The organism is Desulfuromonas acetexigens (genome assembly GCF_900111775.1).
Classification (GTDB): Bacteria; Desulfobacterota; Desulfuromonadia; order Desulfuromonadales; family Trichloromonadaceae; genus Trichloromonas; species Trichloromonas acetexigens.
The window spans coordinates 215185-240422 of record NZ_FOJJ01000001.1; the positions used below are offsets into that span (position 1 = coordinate 215185).

Genomic DNA, 25238 nt, shown 5'->3' on the forward strand with positions numbered 1-25238 from the left:
GTGGGCAAGTCTTTTCGGCAACCGGGGGTAGATATCGCATGCAAGGTCGTTGAATTTCCGGTGGTGGATGTGTACTATGGCACGCCGCGACGGAAGGCAGGGATGAAAAGTCTTTTGTCCATCCTCAGGTAGCGGCCGAATCTTACCAGAAAGCGGAGTCTTATGATTGCAAGTATGACCGGTTACGGCAAGGGACAGGCGGAGGTGGACGGCCTCTGTCTGACCGTGGAAATCAAGACGGTGAATCATCGCTACGGCGATGTGACGGTCAAGAGTCCGCGTTTTCTCTTTGCTTTCGAAAACGATATCAAAAAGCGCGTCGGCGAAGTTCTCAAGCGCGGCAAGATCGATCTCTTCATCAGCCAGGAAGCGGTTTCCGAACGGGGCCTCGCGCCGGCTCTGAATCGCCCGCTGGCGGCGGCCTACGTCAAGGTTTTCGAGGAAATGCGCGAGACTTTCGGGCTCGGCGGCGAACTCTCCCTGGCCTTACTCGCCTCCCAGAAGGATGTCGTCACTCTGCGTGAGGGGGATCTGGATGAAACCGCCTTGCGCCAGTGTCTGGAGCGAGCTCTCGGTACGGCGCTTGACGCGGTGGTGAAAATGCGTCGCGCCGAGGGGGAAGCGACCCTGGTGGATATGGCCGAGCGCTTGCGTCTGCTGGAAGAGATGCTGGCCGAGGTCGAGGCCCGTGCCCCCCAGGTTCCCGGGGAATGGCTGACCAAACTGGAAGCGCGCCTGGCCAAACTCAAAAACGATCTCGACCTCGATCCGCAACGTCTCGGCCAGGAATTGGCGATTTACGCCGACCGCTGCGATATCAGCGAAGAACTGACCCGGTTCAAGAGTCACCTGGTGCAGTTTCGCGCCCTCTTCAGTCAGGATGAGGCGGTAGGGCGACAGATGGATTTTCTGGTGCAGGAACTGAACCGCGAAGTCAACACCATGGGCTCTAAATCGAACGATGCCGAGTTGACTCGGAAGGTCGTGGCGATGAAGGCCGAACTGGAGAAAATTCGCGAGCAGGTTCAGAACATCGAATAGAGGGGGGCAAGGGTGGCGGAAAAAGCCAGGGGGAACGCGTCGGGGTCAGTGGGCAATCTTTTTGTCGTATCGGCCCCTTCGGGGGCGGGCAAGACCTCGTTATGCAAGGAGATCGTTGACTTCTTCCCGCGCTTGCGGCATTCTGTTTCCTACACGACGCGCCCGCCACGGGCAGGTGAAGTCGAGGGTCGGGATTATCATTTTGTCGCCCGGGACGCCTTTGATCGCATGGCGGCCGCCGGGCGCTTTGCCGAATGGGCTGAAGTCCACGGCAACGGCTACGGCACGGCTATCGCCACCCTTGAAGAAGCCCGATCCGGCGGTTATGATCTGCTTCTCGAAATCGATTGCCAGGGGGCAGCGCAGATCAAGCAGAACTATCGCCACGGGGTCTTCATCTTTATCCTTCCGCCCAGCATCGACGAGTTGCGTCGCCGCCTCGAAGGCCGCGGGACCGACAGCGCCGAAATCATCGCCCGGCGCATCGAGAACGCCCGCGGGGAGATCCTGCAAGCGGCCTGGTACGATTTTCTGGTTGTCAACGATGACTTTTCCCGCGCCCGGGATGAATTCAGGGCGATCATCCTCGCCGAGAACTGTCGTTCGGCGCGGGTTCTTCCCACCCTGCCGGTCGAATTCGGCTTGGCGGAATCGCTGTGAGACCTAAACCAATTCCTTAAGGAGTATCGATAATGGCCCGTATTACCGTAGAAGATTGCCTGCGCCAGATTCCCAATCGCTTTCTGCTGGCAATGGTCGCCGCCAAGCGCGCTAAACAGCTGTACAAGGGTGGGCAACCCCTGATCGAGAACAAAGCGAACAACAAAAAGATCGTTCTGGCGCTGCGGGAAGTCGCCGCCGGCAAGGTCGAATTTGAAATTCCATCCCGCAAGAAACCGTAATTTCTCCTTTTCGACGCGGGAGGCCGCTTTCGCCTCTCGCGTTCCCGATCCAGCTCGATCCCCTTTCCACCGGCCTCCGTCCCGCCCGGGCCACATGCCGATTCCCTTGTTATGATTCGACTGGACGATATCCTCGATAAAATTCAAGCCTACAACCCCGGTGCCGACCTCGACGCGGTGCGCAAGGCTTACGTCTACAGCGCCAAGGTGCATCAGGGACAGACCCGCCTTTCCGGAGAGCCCTACCTGACCCACCCGATGGAGGTGGCCTACATCCTCGCCCAACTCAAGATGGATGTGCCGACCATCGTCACCGGCCTGTTGCACGACACCCTTGAGGACACCCTCACCACCAATGACGAGCTGCGGGGCATTTTCGGCGACGAAGTGGCTGACCTCGCCGACGGTGTCACCAAGCTCAGCAAGATGACCTTCCGCACCCGGGAAGAGCGTCAGGCCGAGAGCTTTCGCAAGATGCTGCTGGCCATGGCCCGGGATATCCGCGTCATCCTCATCAAGCTTGCCGACCGCCTGCACAATATGCGCACCCTCGGCTTTCAGCCCGAGGAACGCCGGCAGAAAATCGCTCAGGAAACCCTCGACATCTACGCCCCCCTCGCCAATCGTCTCGGTATCAGCTGGCTCAAAGGGGAACTGGAAGATCTCTCTTTCTCCTTCCTTGAGCCCGAGGCCTACGCCAATCTGCGCGGTCAGGTGAGTGAAAAGGAGAAGGCGCGGGAGGGCTATATCGAGGAAGTACAGGGGCTGATCCGGGAAAAACTTGTCGAACAAGGGATTCAAGGGAGTGTCTCGGGCCGGGCCAAACACCTCTATTCCATCCACAAGAAGCTGGTGCGGCAGGGGGGGGATCTCGATCAGATCTACGATCTCATCGCCTTTCGGGTGATCGTCGACAATATCCGCGAGTGCTACGCCGTGCTCGGCATCATCCATTCGGTATGGAAGCCGATTCCCGGACGTTTCAAGGACTACATCGCCATGCCCAAGGCGAATATGTACCAGTCCTTGCATACCACCGTGATTGGCCCCCATGGCGACCGCATGGAAGTGCAAATTCGTACCGAGGAGATGCACCAGATCGCCGAGGAGGGGATCGCCGCCCACTGGAAATATAAGGAGGGTCGCGCCGGGGCTCTGGCCAACCGCGACGACAACCGCTTCCGCTGGCTGCGCCAGCTGCTCGAATGGCAGCAGGAAGTCAAAGATTCCCGGGAGTTCATGGATTCGGTCAAGATCGATCTCTTCCCCGAGGAGGTCTACGTCTTCACCCCCAACGGCGACGTCAAAGAATTACCCAAGGGCTCGACCCCCATCGATTTCGCCTACAGCATCCATACCGATGTCGGCAGCCGCTGTGTCGGGGCCAAGGTCAACGGCAAGCTCGTTCCCCTGAAGACGACTCTAAAAAACGGCGACAGGGTCGAGGTCATGACCTCGCCGACGCAGACGCCGAGCAAGGACTGGCTCGCTTTTGTGCGCACCTCCAAGGCGCGCAACAAGATCCGCAGCTGGGTTCAGCAGGAATTGCGCGAAAAGAGCGTCGAGATGGGCCGCAGCTTGCTGGAAAAAGAGCTGCGCAAGTACGACACCAGTTTCAAACGCATGCTGGCCTCCGACGATCTGCTCCATGCCGCCGAGGAGCTCGGTTTTCGGCAGGTGGACGATCTCATCGCTTCCGTCGGTTATGGCAAGGTTCCCATCGGGCAGGTCATCAGTCGTGTCGTCCCCCAGGAAAAACTGCGGGCTGAACGTCCCAAGCCGGAAAAGAGCGGCGACCGCTCCCCGAAAAAGGCCTCCAGCGCCATTCGCATCGACGGCGTCGAGGATATTCTGGTGCGTTTCGCCAAATGCTGCAGCCCGCTGCCGGGGGATCCGGTGATCGGTTTCATCACGCGCGGGCGCGGCGTCACCGTCCATGCCCTCGATTGTCCCCACGTTCAGGAGCTCGATCCCGAGCGGCGGGTTGAGATCGAGTGGGATCTCAAGAAAAAAGCGACCCGCCCGGTACGCATTCGGGTTCACTGCGTCAACCAGAAGGGGATGCTCACCGGCATCACCGGGGCGATCACCAACAGTGAGGCCAACATCACCAGCGCCAATGTTCACTCCACCCCCGATGGCCAAGGGGTCAATATCTTCGAGATCGACGTGCAGGATCTCGATCACCTCAATCGGGTGACGCAGGCGATTCTCAGGATCAAGGGGGTCTTTAAAGTGGAGCGGATGCGTCACTGACAGGCGCAGCAACTTTTCCGTCAACAGGGGAGGCAGCGAACATGAGCATCGAAAAGATATCGACTACGGCGGCTCCGGCGGCCATCGGTCCCTATTCACAGGGAGTGCGGGCGGGGGAGTACGTCTTTTTTTCCGGGCAGATTCCTCTCGACCCGGCGACCGGCGAGATGGTTGCCGGGGGGATTGAAGCCCAGGCCCAGCAGGTACTGACCAATATGGAAGGGGCTTTGGCGGCAGCGGGGCTGAATTTCGCCCAGGTGTTGAAGACCACCATCTTTCTCACCGACCTCAAGGATTTCGCCTTGGTCAATGAAATCTATGGGGCGCGGTTTTCCGGCATCTATCCGGCGCGCTCCACGGTCCAGGTCGCGGCCTTGCCGAAAGGGGCGGCGATCGAAATAGAGTGGGTGGCTTATAGCGGAGAATAACTGAAAAAATACCGGACAAGCCTCAATCAAGGCCCGTCCGGCACGAAGAAACTAAAAAGGGAACCCGCCGGGGTTCCCTTTTTTTTAGAGAGCTTTGACCACCGCGCCCGAGCGAATACAGCGGGTGCAGACCTTGATGGAGCGGACCGTCCCCTGATGCAAGGCCTTAACCTTCTGCAGGTTGGGGTACCAGACCTTACGGGTTTTGTTATGAGCATGGCTGACATTGTTGCCAGTCGACGGTTTCTTCCCACAGATTTCACAGATTCTCGCCATCTTCATTATCCTCCTGGAATTTTGGAACGTGAGTAATTACCACGGAAACCAAGGTATTGCAAACATTTTTTCCCTAAGTGCCTGCGGATTATTTTTTTCTTTTGCGCCGGGAGAGTCGTCCGGCGACGGCAAATCCGGTCAGGATTTCGCCGATACTCCCCATTCGTGGAAGAATGCAGGCCCCCTGACAAAGAGCAAGGCTCCGACTCAACCAGGGGTTCTGCAGCGTACCGGGAAACGCGGCGAAGCTTCGGCGCAGACTGTTTCCCCCGCTATCATCAACTGTGTTTAGGCGTTTGGGAGCGAGGGATGAAAAGGGGAAGAGGTCTTGCAGATGACCCATGACGGCCTCCTGGGCGGTCTCTGCCGGTGATTCGCTGTAGCAATGCATTCCTCCATCGTGGGCATGAAGGCTACTACGCAAACAGGGATTTTCGCCATGAATGATGCGTGGCGCCAAAACCCTGGAAGGGGCGGGGCGCAACGCACCGCTGTCCCAGCGACCCCGGGGGCGCGGATGCTGGAACGGGGGAAGGGCAGCGGTGATTTCCATGAGGAGCGCCTCGCTTTGGCCGATGATCAGGGTGTCCGCGGAGCACTCGCGGCCGTCGTGGAGTTGCAGACGATGCCCGTCGCCCAGGGCCGCGATCTTCGTTAAGGGTTCGTAAAGACCGTGAAATTGGAGATATCGCCGAGAGAGAAGGTCGTCGAGCAGACCCTCTTCGGGGGCCTGGGGCTGGGAGAGACCATGCCAGAGCAGGGCGCCTTCGGCCAGGGTCAACTCCTCGACGGGAGCCAGGGCCAATCCGGAAAAAAGAATATTCAGCCAGGCGCGGGATGCCTCGGCGAAGGGCTCGAAAAAATTGGAGAGGGGTGTGCCCAGGCTGCGCTGGGTCGATCCCAGAAGCCAGTGCCCCGCCCGGTACCAGAGTCGGTCCGTCAGGCTACCGAGGGGCGCGCCGACTTGCTCCAGCAGTTGGGCATCGAGCCGTTCGCCCAGTGCCTTAAGTCGTTGGAAGAGCTGAAGTAAAAGATCCGCGTCCTCGGGGATTTCGCGGCGGAGTTCCTCCTCCAGACTGTAACGGCCATGCAGTTCCACCCGCGCTCGGTCGCCGAGGATCTGCAGGCGCGGCGCTTTTCCCAGGGGCTGACGGTGTCCGAGCTGATCGAGGAGGCGGTCGAGATGGCAGCTGGCGAAGAGCCAGCCGGAATCGGCGGGATGTTTGCTCTGGAAGGTGAGCACCCGTTGTCCGGCCTTGGCCAGCAGCACCCCGACGATACGGGAAGCAAGGCTTTCGCCGAGCAGGATAATGTCGTAATGATGCTGAGGCACGAGGATTCCTGAGGTTTTTAAACGGGCCGGGCGTTACAAGTCTTCGTCGCTGATCAGGGTCAGCCCGGCCTGGCGCAGCAAGGCGGCAGCGACGCCGGAGCCGGCGGTCAGGCCCTCTCGGCGATGAATCCGATGGACGCTGCAGGAAGGGCTGCGTTCTTTGAGGATCGCCGTGCGACAGCCAGTCAGTCGGGCGATGCGCAGGGTCTCCTCGGCGCCGCGCATGAAAGCCGCGTTCATCGATTCCCCCTCCTGATTGACCAGTTCCCCTTGTTCCAGCCACAGTCCTTCGCCGTCCCCCGCATGAAATCGGGCCGGGGGACGGGGGGTGGCAAGTCCGCCCAACTGCTCGGGACAGACCGGAATCGGCAGCAGGTTGCGGCTGTGGAGATAATCAAGCACCTGGGCGTTGGTCTTGCTGTGGCCGTCATAGCGGGTGGCGAGGCCGAGCAGACAGGCGCTGACCAGAACCGGACGCAGCGGGGGTTGCTTATCCGGCGAAATGAGGGGTTCTTCCTGGGACGGTTGGGGAAGGCCTGTCGGGCCGCTCACGGATTGATCAGGCTACCGGTGGGGGGCGCCGAGCGATCGACCAGAACGCGGCGGCCTTCCACGCGCAGACGCCCTTCGGCGAAGAGCTGGATGGCGCGGGGGTAGATCTGGTGTTCCTGTTCGAGAATACGCGCCGAAAGGGTCTCTTCGCTGTCGTCGTCATGCACCGGCACCACCGCCTGGATGATGATCGGGCCGGTGTCGGTGCCGGTATCGACGAAATGAACCGTGCAACCGGCGAAACGGACACCGTATTCCAGGGCCTTGCGTTGGACATGCAGGCCGGGGAAAGCCGGGAGCAGGGCGGGATGGATATTCATGATGCGGTGGGGGAAAGCATCGACGAAGACCGGGGTAATGATGCGCATGAAGCCCGCCAGGATCACGAGATCGACTTCGGCTTCCCGCAGGGCCTGAACCAGCGCGGCATCGAAGGCCTCGCGGCCGGCGAACTGGCGATGATCGATGCAGCGAACGGCGATACCGGCCCGGCTGGCTCGTTCCAGGGCACCGGCGTCAGGGTTGTTGCTGATGACCAGGACGATTTCGGCGTCGAGTTTGCCGTCCCGGCAGTGGTCGATAATTGCCTGGAGATTGGTTCCCCCACCGGAGGCGAGAGCGCCGATACGCAGTTTTTTGCTCACGGAAAATCCTTGGGAAAAGGTCAGATCAGGGCTACGCCTTCGTCCTCGGCGCCGCACTTAGCGATTTCGCCGATGAGGAAAGCCTGCTCCTTGAGGCCGGAGAGACGCACCATGACGTCATCGGCCTCCTTGGCGGGAACGACCAGGGCCATGCCGATGCCGTAGTTGAAGGTACGGTACATTTCCCCTTCCTCGATCTCGCCCCCTTGGCGCAACAGTTCGAAGATCACCGGTTTCGGCCAGCTCGCTTTTTCGATGACCGCCTGGCACTGGCGGGGCAGGACCCGGGGGAGGTTTTCGGTGAGACCACCGCCGGTGATGTGGGCCATTCCCTTGATCTGGAAATCGCGCAGCAGGTTGAGGATGGTTTTGACGTAGATGCGGGTCGGGGTGAGCAGTTCCAACCCCAGGGGCTGCTTCAGTTCGGGGAGCAGGCTGTCGACGGTCAGGCCCATGCGCTCGAAGAAGACCTTACGCGCCAGGGAGAAGCCGTTGGAATGGAGTCCGGTGGAGGCGATGCCGATGACCTTGTCGCCGACGGTGATGGTCGAACCGTCGATAATGCGGTCATTGTCGACTACGCCGACGGTGAACCCGGCCAGATCATATTCGCCGGCGCCGTACATGCCGGGCATTTCGGCAGTCTCCCCGCCGATCAGAGCGCAGCCCGCCTGGACACAGCCTTCGGAAATGCCCTTGACGATCTCCGTCGCTTTTTCCGGCGAGAGTTTTCCCGTGGCCAGATAGTCGAGAAAGAAGAGGGGTTCGGCCCCCTGAACGATGATGTCGTTGACGCACATGGCGACCAGGTCGATCCCGACCGTGTCGTGCTTGTCGGTCATGAAGGCGAGTTTGAGCTTGGTGCCGACACCGTCGGTGGAGGCGACCAGGGTCGGCTTTTTATATTTGTCGGCGTTCAGCGAAAAAAGTCCGCCAAAGCCGCCGATGTCGGTCAGAACCTCCGGCCGGGTGGTTGCCTTGACCAGGGGTTTGATCATCTGTACAAAACGGTTGCCGGCATCGATATCTACCCCGGCGTCCTTGTAGGTCGAACTCTTCTGCGTGCTCAATGCGTGTGCTCCTCATCGGTAAAAAGTGGCTATTTTTTAAAACATTCCGCGTAACTTTGTCAATCGCAAAGTCCCGAAGGCAGGGCTTGGCGGGAAGAATAATTGTTTACAGTCAAAAGCTCGTCGGCTTATGATATAAAGCTGTTTGCGTGGACAGAACAGAGCCGGGGAAGGGGAGGGAAGTCGATGAAGTATAGCATCCGCCCCATGGAAGAAAAGGATCTCGACGCGGTCCTGCAGGCCGAGGCGGAATGTCACAGCCACCCCTGGTCGATGGAGATCTTCCGCCGGGAATTGGCCAATACCGTTGCCCGCCTGCGCTTGCTGATCTGTGACGGAGAGTTGGCCGCCTATCTCTGTGCCTGGTATCTTGTCGGCGAACTGCACATTCACAATATCGCTACCCGCCCGGCCTTTCGTCGCCGGGGACTGGCCCTTGAACTGCTGAAAAGCATGATCGACGAATGTCGGCAAAGCGGTCTGGAACGGGTTTTTCTCGAGGTTCGCGCGGGCAATGTCGCGGCGATCGCCCTTTATCGCACCTTTGGTTTCAGTGAAATGGGGCGGCGCCAAGGCTATTATCCCGACGGTGAAGATGCGGTGTTGATGGAATTGGAGATCAAGGACGGGGAGGGTTGAAGCCTTTGCCCATGCCCCGGATCGTTCGGAGTTTTTTTCAAGGAGAGATGCATTAGCGCATGAAAAATTTCAAAACCATCGTCCTGTCCAATCAGGAGATTTCCTCCGGCTACTACCGGATGCGGATTCTCGCCCCGGGCTTCGGCAAGGTCGGCAAGCCGGGGCAGTTCATCATGTTCCGGGTGCAGACGTCCCTTCCTCCCTTGCTGCGGCGCCCCTTCGGCATCTTCCGTACCGGCTTTCTCCCCGCCGATTGCGAAGGGCAGCCGCCCAAGGAATATCTGGAAATCCTCTATAAAGTCGTCGGTCGCGGCACCACCATCATGAGTGGCCTGCACGAAGGCGATCGGGTCGAGGTGCTCGGTCCCCTCGGCCGGGGCTTCGACCTCGGCGCCGCCGGTAACGACAAGATCCTGGTCGGCGGCGGCATCGGCCTGGTGCCGCTGTACATGCTCGCCCAGGAACTGGTCAAGAGCAGCCGGGTGCGGTTGCTCATCGGCGGCAAGCGTCGCGACGATATCATCATGGTGACCGAATTCGAGCGCCTCGGCGTCAATACCCACATCGCCACCGAGGACGGCAGTCTCGGGGAGGAGGGCTTCGTGACCAGGGTGCTCGAGCGCAAGCTACAAAAATATCCCCAAGCCGAGGTCTTTGCCTGCGGCCCCATGCCGATGCTCGAAGCGGTACAGCGCCTTTGCGCCGCCGAGAACGTTCCCCTGCAGGTCTCCCTGGAGGCCCTCATGGCCTGCGGCGTTGGCGCCTGTCTTGGCTGCGTGGTCAAGGGGGCGGGGCACAGCGAACAAAACCCCCAATATCTCTGCACCTGCAAGGAGGGGCCGGTCTTTCGCGCCGAGCGTCTGGACTGGAGCAAATTGACTGATGAAGAGGGGACTTGCGAGGGGTGCAAATCATGACGGATCTTGCCATGAGCGATAAAACCACCGTGAAGCGGCCGAGCCTGGCCGTGAACATTGCCGGCATCCACCTGAAAAACCCGGTCATGCCGGCTTCCGGCACCTTCGGCTACGGCGAGGAGTACGCCCCCTATCTCGATCTGGAGCGGATCGGGGCGATCGTCACCAAGGGCCTGTCCTTGCGTCCCAAGGCCGGCAATCCCACGCCGCGCATCGCCGAGACGATCAGCGGCATGCTCAATGCCATCGGCCTGCAGAATGTCGGGATCGACGACTTCATCAAGTTCAAGCTGCCCTTTCTGCGCGAGGTCAATACCCCGGTCATCGTCAACTTCTTCGGCAATACCCTCGATGAGTACGGCGAGGTCGCGGCCCGGCTCGCCGATCTGCCGGAAGTGGCGGGGCTGGAACTGAACATCTCCTGCCCCAACGTCAAGCAGGGGGGGATCGTCTTCGGCACCGACCCGAAGGCCGCCGCCGAAGTGGTGAGCCTGGTGCGCTCCCGGTCGAAAAAGCCGCTGATCGTCAAACTCACGCCGAACGTCACCGACATCACGGTCATCGCCCGGGCGGTGGAAGAGGCGGGGGCCGACGCTCTCTGCTGTATCAACACCATCACCGGCATGGCCGTCGACATCAAGACCCGCAAGGCGCGTCTGGCCAACAAGACCGGCGGCCTTTCCGGCCCGGCCATCCGCCCCATCGCCGTGCGCATGGTTCATCAGGTGGTGCAGGCGGTGAAAATTCCCGTCATCGGCGTCGGTGGTATCGTCCGTCCCGCCGATGCCCTGGAATTTCTCATCGTTGGCGCGAGCGCCGTGCAGGTCGGCACCGCCAACTTCGTCGATCCCGCGGCCATGCTCAGTATCATCGAAGGGATCGAGCAGTTCTGCATCGAGGAGGGGATCGGCGACATCGGCGAACTGATCGGCTCCCTGCAACTGTAGGTGAAAGGGGCGGGGAAAATCCCCGCCCCTTTCATTTCCCCCCCCACAGGTCTTATGGACGTTATCACCACCCACATCAATTCCGATTTCGACTGCCTGGGCGCCATGGTCGCGGCCAAGCGCCTCTATCCCGAGGCGGAGATGGTCTTTGCCGGCGCCCAGGAACGCAGTCTGCGGGATTTCTTCCTGAAAAGCGCCTTTTACGCCCACAGTTTCAAACGTATCCGCGATATCGATCTCGACGCTGTCACTCGCCTGATCCTGGTCGACGTGCGCCAGGCCGAGCGCATCGGACCCTTCGCCACCGTCGCCCGACGGCCCGGGGTCGAGCTGCACATCTATGATCATCATCCTCTCGGGGAGGGGGATCTGCGCGGCGCCCTGGAGCATGTGGAGCCGGTCGGCGCCACGGTCACGGTGCTGACCCATCTTTTCATGGAACGGGGCATCGTGCCGACGCCGGAAGAGGCGACGCTGATGATGCTCGGCCTCTACGAGGACACCGGCAGCCTCCTCTTCGCCTCCACGACCGTGCGCGATTTTCAGGCCGCCGCCTATCTGCGGGAACACGGCGCCAATCTCAACCTGGTCGCCGACTTTCTCCAGCAGGATCTCACCACCGAACAAGTTTCCCTGCTCAACGAACTGATCAACACCAGCACCGTGCTCAATATCAGCGGCATCGACGTGACCCTGGCCCATGCCTCCGTCGACCGTTATGTGGGTGATCTGGCCGTTCTCGCCCACAAACTCAGGGATATGGAGAATCTCGCCGCCCTGATCGTCGCCGTGCGCATGGAGGAGCGGATTTTCGTCGTCGGCCGTTCGCGTCTGCCGGAAGTCCCCATGGGGGCGGTTCTCGCCGAGTTCGGCGGCGGTGGCCATGCCTTCGCTGCCTCAGCGACGGTGCGCGACCTGACCCTGATCCAGCTGCTGGAGCGGCTGCCGACGGTGCTCAAGCGCCACGTCAATCCCCGCTGGCAGGCCCGCCATCTCATGTCCGCCCCGGTCAAGTCGATTCCCTCCAGTGCCGACATCGGCGAGGTGCGACGCATTCTCACCCGTTACGGCTTCAGCGCCCTGCCGGTGGTCGCCGACGACGGCGCGGTGGTCGGCATCATCACCCGCCAGGTCGCGGAAAAGGCCGCCCATCACCATCTGGCCGAGGTTTCGGTACGGGAATACATGACCGGCGAGTTCCGTACTGTCACCCCCGACACCCCGGTGGAGCATCTCAAGGAGCTGATCGTCGGCGAGAACCAGCGCTTCGTCCCGGTGCTGGAGGAGGGACGCATGATCGGCGCCATCACTCGCACCGATCTCTTGCGCCATCTTGTCTCCGGCGTCCGTTCGGCGCCGCTGGTGCAGCAGGAGGCCGAGCCGGCGACCCACCGTGGCGGGCTCAAGGCGCGTCAGGTCGAGCGCCTGTTTCGCGAGCTGCTTTCACCCGAACTGCAACAAATTCTCAAGGATTGCGGCGCGGTCGGCGAAGCCCTCGATATGCCGGTCTATGCCGTCGGTGGTTTTGTCCGTGATCTGCTGCTGCGGCAGGAAAACCTCGATGTCGATCTGGTGGTAGAAGGGAATGGCATCGCTTTCGCCGAAGAGTTTGCCCGCCGTCACCCCTGCCGGGTGCGCAGCCATCACAAGTTCGGCACCGCCATCCTGATTTTTCCCGACGGCGGCAAGATCGATATCGCTTCGGCGCGCATGGAATATTATCTCGAACCGGGCGCCCTGCCGACGGTGGAACATTCCTCGATCAAGCTCGATCTCTATCGCCGGGACTTCACCATCAATACCCTGGCCATCGCCTTGAACGGCAAGCGGCACGGAGAACTGCTCGATTTTTTCGGCGGTCAGCGGGATCTACGGGAGAAGGTCCTGCGCGTTCTGCACAACCTCAGCTTCGTCGAGGATCCGACCCGCGTCTTTCGCGCTATCCGCTTCGAACAGCGCCTCGGCTTCCATCTCGGCGCCCACACCGAGAGCCTGCTCAAAAGCGCCATCCAGATGGGCTTCATGTCCCGGGTCAGCGGCGCCCGGCTCTTCAATGAACTCACCATCATCTTCAAGGAAGCCAACCCCCTGCCGGCGGTCTTCCGTCTGGCGGAATTGGGATTGCTCCCCTGCATCCATTCCGCGTTAACCTTGGGGGAACGCAAGCGGCGCCTCTTCGAAGCGGCCAGTCAGGCGGTACTCTGGTACGAATTTCAGCATCCGAAAAAGGTTCTGCAGCGCTGGGAAGTCTATTTCCTCTGCCTGATTTCTGATCTCGATTACCGGGCCGTACCGACCATCGCCCGCCGGCTGGATGTCCCCGCCCGTTTTCGCGAATTGCTGCGCGCCCAGCGCGGCCAGGCCCATCGCGTCATCCGTCAGCTGGCGCGCCGGCTCGGGCGAGACCAGGAGCCGCGTCCCAGTGAGCTGCATCGGATGCTCTCCGGTTTTTCCGATGAGGTGCTTCTTTATATTCTGGCGCGGCTGAGCGATGAACGGGCGCGGCAATGGGTCGCCCACTACATCACCCATCTGCGCCACACCTCCATCCATCTCGACGGCCACGCTCTGAAAGAAATGGGCTTTCCCCCCGGCCCCCTGTACAAGAAGATTCTCTCGCTGCTTCTGGCCGAACGTCTCGACGGCAGAATCCACAGCCTCGAAGATGAAATCGCTCTCGTCCAGCGCCGTTTCGGGCGACCCGGCGCGCGTTGACTTCCCCTTGGGCTTCTGTTACAAAGGCTTTTGTTTTGCGGACTTTCACGCCCTTACCGGCCCTTGCTGCGATCTTGGTGCTAACGAACGAACATGGAACATATCCTGGCAAAAATCTCCATCATGCTGGTGCCGGCACTGCTGGCCATCACCGCTCACGAGGTGGCCCACGGTTTTATCGCCGATAAGCTCGGCGACCCCACCGCCCGGTTGCTCGGACGCCTGACCCTGAATCCTTTCAAACATCTCGACCCCATCGGGACGGTGGCGCTCCTTTTTGTTGGCTTCGGCTGGGCGCGGCCGGTGCCGGTCAATTTCAACAATCTGGCGCGCCCCAAAAAGGACATGATCTGGGTGGCCCTGGCCGGTCCGCTCACCAACTTCGGCCTGGCCCTGCTTTCGGTGTTGCTGCTCAAGGTGTTGGTCTACCTCGGCAAGGCCTTTCCCGACGGGAGCCTGGCCCAGGTTTTTCAACCCCTTTCCCTGATGGCCGCCTTCAGTCTCTATATCAACGTGATTCTGGCGGTCTTTAATCTTCTGCCGATTCCGCCCCTGGACGGCGGGCGGGTGCTGATCGGCCTGCTGCCGGAAAAGCAGGGGGATTTTATCGCCCGCTTCGAGGCCTTCGGCTTCGTCATATTGCTGCTGGTCATTTTCGCCACACCGGTCTGGTCGCTGGTGCTGCAACCGATTATCCACTTCATCGTTGCGACCCTGGCCGGTGCCGATACCCTGGTGGTAGCGCGGGTCATCGACTTCCTTTTCAGTCACTAGAGTCGCGACCCGCATGTCTTACGACATCAAGATCGATAATTTCGAAGGTCCTCTCGATTTGCTGCTGCATCTCATTCGCAAGAACGAGATGGACATCTACAACATCCCCATCGCCGAAATCACCGCCCAGTATCTCGCCACCATCGACACCATGCAGAGCCTCAACCTGGATGTCGCCGGCGAATTTCTGCTCATGGCGGCGACCCTGCTCCATATCAAGTCGCGGCTGCTGCTGCCCAAACCGGAAGAGGACCTCGTCGAAGAAGACGAGGAGGACCCCCGCGCCGAGTTGGTGCGCCGCCTGCTCGAATATCAGAAGTATCAGGCGGCGGCGCGGGAGCTGGATGAAAAGGAGTTGCTCGGTCGCGAGCTCTTCGCGCGGAACTTCCCCTCACCGGAACTGGGGGAGCAGGAGGAGGACGAATTCGTCGCCGTCGGGCTCTACGATCTGGTCGAGGCGATGCGCGCCCTGCTGCGCCAACGCCCCCAGGCGGCCTACCACGAGGTTACCTTCGAGCAACTGTCGGTGAGTGAGCGCATCAACCAGATTCTTACCCGGTTGGCCGACCGGGAACGGCTCACTTTCGGCGAGCTCTTCGGCGAGTCCCCCAGCCGACACGAAGTGGTTGTCTCCTTTCTGGCCATGCTTGAACTGGTCAAGCTGCGCATGGCGCGGCTGCTGCAGGAGGCCCGTTTCGGCACCATCTGGCTTTATCCCGCCGTCGCCGAGAACCCCGCCGATTTCGATGTGGATGAAGAGGCCCTGGGCTATGGATGATCTCAAGGCCATCGTCGAAGCGCTGGTCTTCGTCTCCGAATCGCCGGTGAAGATTGAACAGATCGCCGAAGCTCTCGATCTGGAGAAACCCAAGGTCGGTGCGGTGTTGTTCGAACTCTGTCGGGAATATGAGGAAAACGACCGGGGTTTTGAGTTGCAGCGAGTGGCCGGCGGCTACCAGTTTCGCACCCGCGCCCGCTATGCCGAATGGGTGCGGCGGCTGAGTCGCGCCAAGCCTTTCCGTTTTTCCCGCGCGGCCATGGAAACGTTGGCGATCATCGCCTATCGGCAGCCGGTGACCCGGGCCGATATCGAATATCTGCGCGGCGTCGATTCCGGCGGGGTGCTGAAGACCCTGCTCGACAAGCGGTTGGTGCGCATTCTCGGAAAGAAGGATATTCCCGGGCGGCCGATGATTTATGGCACCTCCCGGGATTTTCTCGAACTCTTTGGCTTGAATGATCTTTCCGGTCTGCCGACGCTCAAGGAGTTCGACCAGCTCAGCCTCGATTTGCCCCTGCCTGAAGGCGCTGCGGACGGAAATCAAACCCCATGAAAGAACGCCTGCAGAAACTTATCGCCAATGCCGGGCTGACCTCCCGCCGTCAGGCCGAGAGCTGGATCGAAGCCGGCAGGGTCCGGGTCAACGGTCGCCCCGCGACCCTCGGCGAGAGCGCCGATCCGGCTGTGGACCGGATCGAGGTCGACGGCCGCCCCTTGCCGAGGGGAGGGGAGGTCATTTGCCTGTTGCTGCACAAGCCGTCAGGTTACGTCACCAGCGCCCGCGATCCCCAGGGGCGACCGGTGGTGGTCGAGTTGGTCAAGGAGTTTCGGGAACGCCTTTACCCCGTCGGTCGCCTCGATCTCACCACCAGCGGGCTGCTTTTGTTGACCAACGACGGCGAACTCGCCCAGCGCCTGACCCACCCCCGGCACGAGGTGGAAAAAACCTATCTTGCCCGCATTCGTGGACACCTCGCCGCCGATCAGGCCCGTCGGCTGGAAAGCGGTATCCTGCTCGAAGACGGCCCGACCGCCCCGGCCAAGGTCCGGGTGCTGAGGTCGCAGGGCTCCCACGGCTGGATAGAGATCAGTATCCGCGAAGGACGCAATCGCCAGGTGCGGCGCATGTTTGAAGCGGTCGGGCATCCGGTGAGCCGCTTGCAACGTATCCGTCTGGCCTTTCTCGATCTGGGGGAACTTAAGCCGGGGCAGTATCGGCGGCTGACCGCCGATGAAATCCGTCGGCTCAAGGAACTCACCTGACAGGCCGAACTCTTTTACCCGCCGCCTTGATTCTTCCGGCTTTGGCTTGACACCTTGGAGGCGGTTAGTTTAAATTCGAATTGCTCTTTATTTTTCAGAGGGATGGCGGTTTTGACAAAAAAAGAAAAGCTCATCGATTCTGCGCAAAAGAACATTCAAAAGGGACAGATCGCCAAGGCCATCAAGGACTACCTGCAACTGGTTGAGCTTGAACCGAAGGACATCCGTCACCGGCAGAAGCTCGCCGAGCTTTACAATCGCGCCAAACAGACCGCCCAAGCCCTCGAAGAGTACCACAAGGTCGGTAATCATTACGCGGACAACGGCTTCTATCTGAAAGCTATTGCCGTCTTCAAGCAGATTCAGCGCATCTCCCCCGAAGACCTCAAAATCTACATTCGGCTGGCTGAGCTTAACGTCAAGCAAGGTCTGGTCGGTAATGCCATGGCCGAATATCGCCAACTGATCGCTCGTCATGAACAGGCGGGGGATACGGACGCGGTTATCGATGTTCTGCGCCGGATGAAGGCTATCGATCCGGAGAATCTCAACATCCGGGTCAAGCTCGGAGAAACCCTGGCCGCTGCCGGGATGAAGAACGACGCTCTGGAAGATTTTCAGGATGTTCTCAAGGTTCTTCAAGCCAAGGGCGATCAGGTCAAGCTGCTCAAGCTCCACGAGATTTTTGCTCGCTTCTTTCCCGATGAACCGCTGATCCAGATCGGCTTGGGGATGTGTCTGATTCACCAGGGAAAGGCGGAACGGGGCATTGCCCTGCTGGAATCCCTGCAGGGTACCGCTCCCGAGGATCCGGCCATACTCGATGCGTTGGCGAGTGGCCACCATCTGCTCGGTGCCCATGATCGGGAACGAACGTTCCTTGAAGGGCTGGCCGAACTGCTCCCCGGCGACCTCGATGTGCGGGAGCGTCTGGTGCGGGCCTGCCTTGCTGGGGAAGCCTGGAGCGAGGCGCTCGATCAACTCGAAACGACCAAAGCAGACTTTCTCGAGGCCGACCGACTGGTGTCCCTGCGGGAGCTTTACGAAACCCTGCGCAAACACCTCCCCGACGAACCCCGGGTCGGCGTGACCTTGCAGACCATTTATGAACTCAGCGGCGAAGGCGCCAAGCTCTTCGACGCCATGGCTGATGAGCAGCCCGAATCTTCGACCGCGACCGAAGCGATTTCCGAAGAGGGACTGCCCCCGCTTTTTTCCGATGAGGACGGTTCGGTAACCCCCCACATCGAACCGGCACTTGTCGAAGAGTCGGAGGAGATGGCGCTGGAGTTCCTGGAATCCCTCGAAACCACGCCTGTCGCCGAAAAAACCGAGGATTCGCTCGGTGATTCCCCTCTGGTTCTCGATCTCCCCGGGGATGACGTGTTCGCCGATCTCGGTGACGAATCGTCGGAGGCAGCCGTCGGTGCCCCGGCTACGGACGAGGAATCGGACCTGGTTCCTTTCGATCTTGACAGCGAAGAACTCTCCTTCAACTTTGACGATGAGCCCGCAGAAATTTCCACAACTGAAGAGCCTGCGTCTCTCCCCGATTTCGATTTGGCGCCGAACGCTAGCGCTGAACCGCTCTTCAGCGAAGGCACCGGTCTTGCGGAAAAACTCGAAGAGGCGGGGTTCCTGGCGACCCAGGGGCGTTTCGCCGAGGCGGAAAGCCTGTGTCGTGAGCTGCTTGCCGTTGAACCCGGTTGCCGTGTTGCCGAGGAGCTGCTGACAGATATCCGTTCCCGCCAGCAAGCCCCAACGACTGAGCCGTCGGCTCAAGAAGATTTCTTTGATTTCGGCGCCGAAATTCTCGATGAATTGGGGGAAGAAAACCTGCCTACTCCTGAAGCCGTCCGTTCCCATCAGGACCGGTACGGCATGGAAGGGGTCTTTTCCGCATTCAAAAAAGGCGTCCGCGCCCAGATCGACTCGGACGATGCCGAATCCCATTTCAATCTCGGGATCGCTTATAAGGAAATGGGACTGCTCGACGATGCCATCGGCGAATTCGAGCAGGCGATGAATGATGCGTCTCGCTGCCTGGACTGCGTCACCCTGATCGCCCTGTGTCAGGTGGAAAAGGGCGATTTCAAAGGGGCCGAAACCACCCTCAAACTCGGCCTGGCCCTGCCTGGATTGACGGCGACCCAGCGCATGAGCATCTACTATGACCTGGGGCAGGTTTACGAACTGGTCCAACGCCCCCTGGAAGCTCTGGAGTGTTTCCAGAGCGTCCACGATGTCGACATGTTCTATCGGGATGTGCAGGCCAAGATTCTTTCCTTGCGGCAACAACTCGGTCTCGGCAGTGACGACCATGAAGGGCCTGCCGGTTCCGGCGGCAGTAAAAACCGGGTTTCCTATATCTGATCCCCAATCCGATAAAAGGGAGGACGCGTGTCCTACACGGAATATTTCGGGCTGAACCGTGAGGCCTTTTCCAACGCCCCGGATGCCCGTTTCTACTTCAACAGCGAACAGCACAGCCAGGCGCTGTTGCGTCTGATGTACGCCGTCGATTCCAACAAGGGGCTGGCGGTCTGCATCGGTGGTGTCGGCACCGGCAAGACGACCCTGGCGCGCAAGATGCTGGATGGTCTCGACGAGCAGCACTACGAATCGTCCCTCCTGGTCATGGTCCATTCCGGGATCACCGCCGACTGGATTCTGACCCGCATCGCCATGCAACTCGGGGTGGAAGACCCGGCCCAGGACCGTTTGCCGCTTCTCAGTCAACTCTATGAACGACTGCTGGCTATCGATGCTGCCGGCAAGAGGGCCGTGGTCCTTATTGACGAAGCGCAGATGCTCCAGACTCAGGAGTTGATGGAGGAATTCCGGGGGCTGCTGAATCTCGAAATCCCCGGGAAAAAACTGCTCAATATCGTCTTTTTTGGACTACCTGAGGTGGAAGAATGCCTGCGTCTGGACGAACCTCTGTCGCAGCGGGTCGCAATCAAGTATCACCTCAAATCACTCTCTCTGAGCACCACCCGCTCTTATATCCAGCATCGTCTGCAGGTGGCCGGTGCCTCGCACATGCTTTTTCAGAGCGAAGCGATCCCGATGATTCACCGCTATTCGGGCGGGGTGCCGCGGCTCATCAACACCCTGTGCGACAACTGTCTCTTCGAGGCTTTCATGCTCAAGCAGGCGGATGTCGATCTGAAGACAGTGCACAACGTCGCCGGCGATCTCGGGCTCTTCAACCGGCCACGCTTTGCCGAAAACCCGGAACCGGAGCAAGACGACCTCGATGAAATCGAGTCCATGCTCGACCGGCTCGAACAGCAGATCTAGCAGACCACCGGGGCGATTCCCGGCTTGGCTTTAGTTCCCATGCGAGGCCGGTTGTTCCGGCCTCTTTCTTTTTAACGAGTGGTGCATGTCCGGAACGATCCAGATTCTTCCCGAACAGCTGTGTAACCAGATCGCCGCCGGCGAAGTGGTGGAACGACCCGCTTCGGTGGTCAAGGAACTGCTGGAAAATGCCCTCGATGCCGGCGCCACGGAAATCACCGTGGAGGTGGAAAAGGGCGGCCGGCGGCTGATCCGAGTGGTTGATAACGGCCACGGTATGGGCAAGGACGACGCATTCCTCTGCCTGGAGCGCCACGCGACAAGTAAGATTCGCGGCGCCGACGATCTCTTCGCTTTGCGGACCCTGGGCTTTCGCGGGGAAGCTTTGCCCTCCATCGCTTCGGTCAGCCGGATGTTGTTGCGCACCCATGCGGCAGGCGAGGAAAGCGGCTGGGAGATTTACGCTGAAGGCGGCGTTATTCGCCGGGCCAATGCCTTCGGCATGCCGCCGGGAACGACGGTGGAGATACGCGATCTCTTTTTCAACACCCCGGCGCGGCGAAAATTCCTGCGCAAGGTCGAGACGGAGCTGGGCCATATTGCCGATCTGGTGACGCGGCTGGCGCTCGCGGTACCTCAGGTCCACTTTCGGCTGGTTCACGATGGGCGGACACTGGTCGATGCCTATCGGCAGAGCCGCCTTGCCGAACGCGTCGGCGCTCTTCTCGGACGGCCGCTCCTCGCCGATCTGCTGGAGCTGGACGTCGATGATGGCGAGGGTATGCGGCTGTCCGGTTTTATCAGCCAACCGGCGGTGCAGCGGGCAACGACCGGCGCTCTCCACCTCTATATCAATCACCGTTACGTCCGGGATCGGGTCGTGCGTCACGCTCTGCTTGAAGGCTACCGGCATGTTCTCCCCCGGGGACGGTATCCCGTGGTCGTCCTTTTTCTGGAACTCGATCCCGGGCGGGTCGATGTCAACGTTCATCCGACCAAGGATGAAGTCCGTTTTCGCGACCAGCGCCAGGTTCACGATTTCATCGCCGAGGCCGTGCGCCGGACGCTGAAATCCTCCTCCTGGCTGCCGGAGTCATCGTCTCTGCATGCTTCCGTCGAAGAGGCTCCTGCCATTTACGGTCCTGAGGTTAACGATGTGCCCCGGCCCTTGGCCTCGCCCCGCGACCTGCGTCAGGAGATTCAGGAGTCTCTGGACACTTACGCTCGCACCCATTTCCCCTCGCCACAGCCTGCGGTCAGCACCCCGGCCTCTACCGCCGGAACTTTGACCGCGTCGGTGGCGTCTCCCCCGCTGACGCCGGCGGCGGAAGCGGGCTTTTTTTCCTCCCTGCGCCTGATCGGCCAGTATCGCAACAGCTACCTTGTCTGTCAGGACGGACAGGATCTGATCCTCATCGATCAGCATGCGGCCCATGAGCGCATCGGTTTCGAACGACTGCGACAACAATACCGTCAGGGGCACATCCCCAGTCAGGCGCTTCTCTTTCCGGTCGTCATCGAAGTCGATTTCGCCGAGGCCGAGGCCCTGCGGGAAACTCTTCCCCATCTCGAGCGCCTTGGCCTGATCGTCGAGCCCTTCGGTGGAAAAAGTTACGTGCTCAAGGAGATTCCGCAACTGCTCGACACCGATCAGGCCGAACAGTTGCTGCGCGATCTGGCCGCTGAATTGCGGCAAATCGGTCAAAGCACCCTGGCGGAAGACGCCCTGGAACAGGTTCTGATCCTGATGGCCTGCCATGGGGTGATCCGTGCCAACCAAGCCCTATCGCCGCCGCAGATGACGGCGTTGCTGCGCGATCTCGACCGGGTCGACTTTGGTGCGCAATGCCCCCATGGCCGGCCGGTGATGGTGCGGCAGCGCTTGGCCGAGATCGAAAAGCTGTTCAAGAGAAGCTGATGATGACTGTCCGGGAAGCATCCCCCCTGCTGGTCATCTGCGGTCCGACCGCTTCGGGAAAGACCGCCTTGGCTGTGGAGTTGTCCCGCCATTTTCCCATCGAGGTGGTTTCCGCTGACTCCCGCCAGGTGTACCGGGGGCTCGATATCGGCACCGCCAAGGCGACGGCGGCGGAACGTCGGCAGGTGCCCCATCATCTGCTCGATGTGGTGGCACCGGACGAGGAATTTTCCGTCGCTGACTTTGCTTCCCAGGCCCATGGGGCAATCGCTGATATTCTTGCGCGCGGTCGGCTGCCGGTTTTGCTCGGCGGCACCGGTCTTTATCTGCGTGCCGTCACCGAAGGGCTGGTCGATGCGCCCACCGGCGACCCAACTGTGCGCGCCGAACTCTTGGAGCGGGAAGGGCGGGAAGGGCCGGGAACCCTCTTTCGGTTGCTGCAGGAAGTCGATCCCCCCTTGGCGCAGCGGATTCCGCCGGGGGATGTGACGCGCACCGTGCGTGCCCTGGAAGTTTACCGGCTTTCGGGACGGCGCCTCTCCGATTTCCAGAAAGAGCACGCCTTCGCCGAGCGCCCCTATACTACCCTGAAGCTTGGCCTCGCCCCGCCCCGGGAGGAGCTCTACCAGCGCATCGATCAGCGGGTGGATGGGATGATGGAGCAAGGCTTACTGGCGGAAGTGCGCGGACTGCTCGCGCGTGGGTACGATCCGGAGTGCAAGGCCCTGCGCACCATCGGTTATCGGGAACTGATCCACCATTTGCGGGGGGAAATCCCCTTGGCGGAGGCGGTGTCATTGATCAAGCGGAATAGTCGACATTACGCCAAACGGCAGCTGACCTGGTTTCGTGGAGATGAAGCGATAATTTGGGTTGATTCCTGTAGCGAGTCTGCTAAACTCCAAAAGTTAATTGAACTTTTTTTGCTACGTACAAGGAGCGGATATGGCCAAGACCCCTTTTAACATCCAGGATCAATACCTCAACCAGGCGCGCAAAGAACGGGTGCGGGTGACCGTCGTCATGATGTCGGGAGAAAAACTCGAAGGCTACATCAAGTCTTTCGACAGTTTCTGCCTACTGATCGAAAGCGGCGGCGACATTCTGATTTACAAGCACGCCATCTCTTCCATCACTTCGTCCGACGGATCCTTCCGTCTGCACGGCGGCAAGGATTGACCCTTTCCGCTTACTAGAACCCGGTAAGCTACGCCCGGTCCCGGATTTCCGATCTAGTCAGCTCGGGGTCCGGGAGCGGGTTTTTTGTACCTATCTTTTTTTGGCGATAAACTCTGAGTATCGCCTCCGGCGAAGCGGGTCGTCCTGTTTTGTCTTTTTCCCGTTCTGATTGAGGAAGTGATCCATGCTTGAGATTCTTTCGGTCGAACCGGGCAGCATCGCGGCGGAACTCGACATGGAAGCGGGGGACCGCCTGGTTTCCATCGCGGAGCGGCCTGTGGTCGATCTCCTCGATGTGGCCCTGGCCGACCAAGCCGAGGATCTGCACATCGAATTGCTCAAGGTCAATGGCGAGACCTGGCTCCTCGAATTCGACAAGGACGCCGACGAGCCCTTAGGCTTGAATGTTTCCCATCCGGAACCGGAGGAATGCGGCAATCAGTGTCTCTTCTGTTTTGTGCACCAATTGCCCCGGGGCATGCGTAAATCCCTCTACGTCAAGGACGAGGATTATCGCTTTTCCTTTCTCTACGGCGCCTACGTGACCCTGACCAACGTCGATGAGAAGGATATCTTGCGCATCATCGAGCAGCGCTTGTCCCCCCTCTATGTCTCCGTCCATGCCAGTGACGAAGAGTTGCGCCGAAAACTCCTCGGTCGTCAGGGCCCGGCGATCCTTCCTCTGTTGCGACGACTGGTCGAAGCGGGGATCAAACTGCACACCCAGATCGTCCTCTGCCCTGGCCTCAACGACGGGCCGGCGTTGCTGCAAACGCTGACCGATCTCTACGCTCTCGGCCCGAATATCCTCTCCCTGGCGGTCGTGCCGGTGGGACTGACCGGCCATCGCCGCAATCTCCCGGCCTTACGCCTGCCGACGGTCGATGAGGCCCGCCGAACGCTGGCGATGATCCACGATTTTCAGCAGCAGTGCCTGTATCAGGGCGGCTCCCGGTTTGTCTTTGCCGCCGATGAGCTCTATCTGCGGGCCGAGTGGCCCTTTCCGCCTATCGATGATTACGAAGAGCTGGGTCAGCTGGAAAACGGGGTGGGGCTCATCCCCCTGTTCCGCGAAGAGGCAGAACAAGTTCTTGAGGGTGTGGATAGGCTGCCCCCCGGTCCCTTTTCCGTTCTGACTGGCGAATCGGCCGCTGCCGAGGTTCGCCGTTTCGCCTCAGCGCTGGAAGCCACCACCGGAACGAAGATCTTCGTCCATGCCATTCGTAACGAATTTTTCGGTGGCGGCGTGACCGTGGCGGGTCTGGTGACCGGTCGCGACATTCTCCAACAGTTGCGTGGAGTGGAGTTGGGGCAGCGACTGTTGGTGCCCGAGGTCATGCTGCGGGATGGGGAGGATGTTTTTCTCGACGATCTGCGTCTGGAGGAGCTGGCTCGGGAACTGAATCTGCCGACGGCGAAGTTCGACAGCAGTCCCTGGGGGCTGATCGAGGCATTGGAAGGGCAGCCGTAAGCGGCTTTTGCTCATTTTTACCTAAAGGACAACATCATGCAGGATTACGAACTGCTCTTGGACAAGGGCCGGCGAGCGATGGAAAACGGGGCTTTCACCCAAGCGGTGCGGGCGTTTAGATCGGCGACGGAGGCGGCGCCGGAAGTGCCGGAAGGTTGGTGCCTGCTCGGTGAGGCTTTGAGCGAAGAGGGGACTGCCGCCGAAGCTATCGCCGCCCTGGATAAGGCCCTGGCTCTAGCGCCGGACGATATCGTCAGCCTCTATCTGCTGGGAGATGCCTGTTTCGAGGCGCGGCAACCGGAACGGGCCCGGAGCGCATACCAACGCATTCTCGATCTGGATCCGGCCGAAACGGACGCGCTCGTCAGCTTGGGGCTGGTTTTTTTCAGCCAGGATCATTTGAGTGAGGCCGAGGACTGTTACCGCCGGGCTCTGGCGATCGATCCCGAGTCGGTCTTCGCCCTCAACTCCCTGGGGGATGCGGCCTCCGCCGCCGGGCGGTTTGACGAAGCGATCGCCTGCTATCGTCAGGTGATTCAGCTCGATCCTGAAGATCCCCAAGGGCATTACAACCTGGGAGAGCTGCTCTTCGACCAGGGGGAGTTGGCGCAAGCGGAGAAGGCTTGCCGCGAGGCTTTGCGCCTCGATCCCGATTTCGCTTTCGCCCATCTGACGTTGGGCAACATCTGTCTCGACGATGAGGAGCCGAAGGAGGCTATCGCCCATTTTCGCGAGTTTCTGCGTCTGGAAAAATCCCCCGACTCGGCCGATCTGCGTAACGAGGTCGCGGCGGTGATCGATGGACTCAAGGACGAAGGCTAGGGGGAAG

The 25238-nt window shown here is 60.4% G+C and carries 25 protein-coding genes; 20 read left to right on the plus strand and 5 right to left on the minus strand.

Annotated features, from left to right (window positions below):
• Window positions 1-162 precede the first annotated feature (162 nt).
• From BQ4888_RS00990 to BQ4888_RS01010, 5 genes are all read left to right on the plus strand, one after another.
• On the plus strand, window positions 163-1041 hold the full coding sequence (locus BQ4888_RS00990) for a YicC/YloC family endoribonuclease (protein WP_092052511.1): 879 nt from the start codon (window positions 163-165) through the stop codon (window positions 1039-1041).
• A gap of 48 nt (window positions 1042-1089) precedes the next feature.
• Window positions 1090-1701 carry a guanylate kinase gene (gene gmk / locus BQ4888_RS00995; protein WP_092052514.1) on the plus strand — a complete coding sequence of 204 codons (612 nt, stop codon included), beginning with the start codon at window positions 1090-1092 and terminating at the stop codon, window positions 1699-1701.
• Window positions 1702-1733: 32 nt separating this feature from the next.
• Window positions 1734-1943: a DNA-directed RNA polymerase subunit omega gene (gene rpoZ, locus BQ4888_RS01000; RefSeq protein WP_092052516.1), complete on the plus strand. Its 210-nt coding sequence runs from the start codon at window positions 1734-1736 to the stop codon at window positions 1941-1943.
• A 111-nt stretch (window positions 1944-2054) separates the two neighbouring features.
• Window positions 2055-4199 carry a RelA/SpoT family protein gene (locus BQ4888_RS01005; RefSeq protein WP_092052519.1) on the plus strand — a complete coding sequence of 715 codons (2145 nt, stop codon included), beginning with the start codon at window positions 2055-2057 and terminating at the stop codon, window positions 4197-4199.
• Window positions 4200-4240: 41 nt separating this feature from the next.
• Window positions 4241-4627 carry a RidA family protein gene (locus BQ4888_RS01010; RefSeq protein WP_092052522.1) on the plus strand — a complete coding sequence of 129 codons (387 nt, stop codon included), beginning with the start codon at window positions 4241-4243 and terminating at the stop codon, window positions 4625-4627.
• 84 nt (window positions 4628-4711) lie between these two features.
• On the opposite strand, the gene rpmB is transcribed toward BQ4888_RS01010, so the two are convergent.
• From rpmB to purM, 5 genes are all read right to left on the minus strand, one after another.
• Window positions 4712-4903 (minus strand): 50S ribosomal protein L28, encoded by a 192-nt coding sequence (rpmB, locus tag BQ4888_RS01015; RefSeq protein WP_092053424.1) that lies wholly within the window; start codon window positions 4901-4903, stop codon window positions 4712-4714.
• Window positions 4904-4991: 88 nt separating this feature from the next.
• Window positions 4992-6236 carry a hypothetical protein gene (locus BQ4888_RS01020; RefSeq protein WP_092052524.1) on the minus strand — a complete coding sequence of 415 codons (1245 nt, stop codon included), beginning with the start codon at window positions 6234-6236 and terminating at the stop codon, window positions 4992-4994.
• 33 nt (window positions 6237-6269) lie between these two features.
• Window positions 6270-6788 (minus strand): 2-thiouracil desulfurase family protein, encoded by a 519-nt coding sequence (locus BQ4888_RS01025; RefSeq protein ID WP_205747974.1) that lies wholly within the window; start codon window positions 6786-6788, stop codon window positions 6270-6272.
• On the minus strand, window positions 6785-7432 hold the full coding sequence (gene purN / locus BQ4888_RS01030; RefSeq protein WP_092052527.1) for a phosphoribosylglycinamide formyltransferase: 648 nt from the start codon (window positions 7430-7432) through the stop codon (window positions 6785-6787). The genes BQ4888_RS01025 and purN overlap by 4 nt, the downstream gene beginning before the upstream one ends.
• Window positions 7433-7452: 20 nt before the next feature.
• Window positions 7453-8502, minus strand: coding sequence for a phosphoribosylformylglycinamidine cyclo-ligase (purM, locus tag BQ4888_RS01035; protein WP_092052529.1), 1050 nt, complete (start codon window positions 8500-8502; stop codon window positions 7453-7455).
• Window positions 8503-8688: 186 nt separating this feature from the next.
• On the opposite strand from purM, the gene rimI reads away from it, so the two are divergent.
• The 15 genes from rimI to BQ4888_RS01110 all read left to right on the plus strand — a co-directional run bounded on the left by rimI (window position 8689) and on the right by BQ4888_RS01110 (window position 25231).
• Complete coding sequence (gene rimI, locus BQ4888_RS01040; protein ID WP_092052532.1) at window positions 8689-9141, plus strand: ribosomal protein S18-alanine N-acetyltransferase; 453 nt, start codon at window positions 8689-8691, stop codon at window positions 9139-9141.
• 59 nt (window positions 9142-9200) lie between these two features.
• A complete protein-coding gene (locus BQ4888_RS01045) occupies window positions 9201-10058 on the plus strand; it encodes a dihydroorotate dehydrogenase electron transfer subunit (RefSeq protein ID WP_092052535.1) in 858 nt (285 codons plus the stop codon).
• Between the two features lie 29 nt (window positions 10059-10087).
• Window positions 10088-11005, plus strand: coding sequence for a dihydroorotate dehydrogenase (locus BQ4888_RS01050; RefSeq protein ID WP_092053429.1), 918 nt, complete (start codon window positions 10088-10090; stop codon window positions 11003-11005).
• A 54-nt stretch (window positions 11006-11059) separates the two neighbouring features.
• Window positions 11060-13720, plus strand: coding sequence for a CBS domain-containing protein (locus BQ4888_RS01055; protein WP_092052537.1), 2661 nt, complete (start codon window positions 11060-11062; stop codon window positions 13718-13720).
• Between the two features lie 93 nt (window positions 13721-13813).
• Window positions 13814-14494, plus strand: a complete 681-nt coding sequence (locus tag BQ4888_RS01060; protein WP_092052540.1) for a site-2 protease family protein — start codon at window positions 13814-13816, stop codon at window positions 14492-14494.
• 13 nt (window positions 14495-14507) lie between these two features.
• On the plus strand, window positions 14508-15272 hold the full coding sequence (locus BQ4888_RS01065; protein ID WP_092052543.1) for a segregation and condensation protein A: 765 nt from the start codon (window positions 14508-14510) through the stop codon (window positions 15270-15272).
• On the plus strand, window positions 15265-15828 hold the full coding sequence (gene scpB / locus BQ4888_RS01070; protein ID WP_092052545.1) for an SMC-Scp complex subunit ScpB: 564 nt from the start codon (window positions 15265-15267) through the stop codon (window positions 15826-15828). Before BQ4888_RS01065 ends, scpB begins: the two co-directional genes overlap by 8 nt.
• Complete coding sequence (locus BQ4888_RS01075) at window positions 15825-16538, plus strand: pseudouridine synthase (RefSeq protein ID WP_092052548.1); 714 nt, start codon at window positions 15825-15827, stop codon at window positions 16536-16538. The genes scpB and BQ4888_RS01075 overlap by 4 nt, the downstream gene beginning before the upstream one ends.
• A 111-nt stretch (window positions 16539-16649) precedes the next feature.
• Entirely contained in the window at window positions 16650-18911 is a 2262-nt protein-coding gene (locus BQ4888_RS01080; RefSeq protein ID WP_092052550.1) for a tetratricopeptide repeat protein, read from the plus strand.
• Between the two features lie 27 nt (window positions 18912-18938).
• Entirely contained in the window at window positions 18939-19841 is a 903-nt protein-coding gene (locus BQ4888_RS01085; RefSeq protein WP_092052552.1) for an ExeA family protein, read from the plus strand.
• A gap of 85 nt (window positions 19842-19926) precedes the next feature.
• Window positions 19927-21759 (plus strand): DNA mismatch repair endonuclease MutL, encoded by a 1833-nt coding sequence (gene mutL / locus BQ4888_RS01090; protein ID WP_092052554.1) that lies wholly within the window; start codon window positions 19927-19929, stop codon window positions 21757-21759.
• A gap of 2 nt (window positions 21760-21761) precedes the next feature.
• Window positions 21762-22724, plus strand: a complete 963-nt coding sequence (gene miaA, locus BQ4888_RS01095) for a tRNA (adenosine(37)-N6)-dimethylallyltransferase MiaA (protein WP_092053431.1) — start codon at window positions 21762-21764, stop codon at window positions 22722-22724.
• Window positions 22705-22938, plus strand: coding sequence for an RNA chaperone Hfq (gene hfq / locus BQ4888_RS01100; RefSeq protein ID WP_092052556.1), 234 nt, complete (start codon window positions 22705-22707; stop codon window positions 22936-22938). The genes miaA and hfq overlap by 20 nt, the downstream gene beginning before the upstream one ends.
• Window positions 22939-23122: 184 nt before the next feature.
• Window positions 23123-24409, plus strand: coding sequence for a DUF512 domain-containing protein (locus tag BQ4888_RS01105; protein WP_092052558.1), 1287 nt, complete (start codon window positions 23123-23125; stop codon window positions 24407-24409).
• A 36-nt stretch (window positions 24410-24445) separates the two neighbouring features.
• Complete coding sequence (locus tag BQ4888_RS01110) at window positions 24446-25231, plus strand: tetratricopeptide repeat protein (RefSeq protein WP_092052560.1); 786 nt, start codon at window positions 24446-24448, stop codon at window positions 25229-25231.
• Window positions 25232-25238 lie beyond the last annotated feature (7 nt).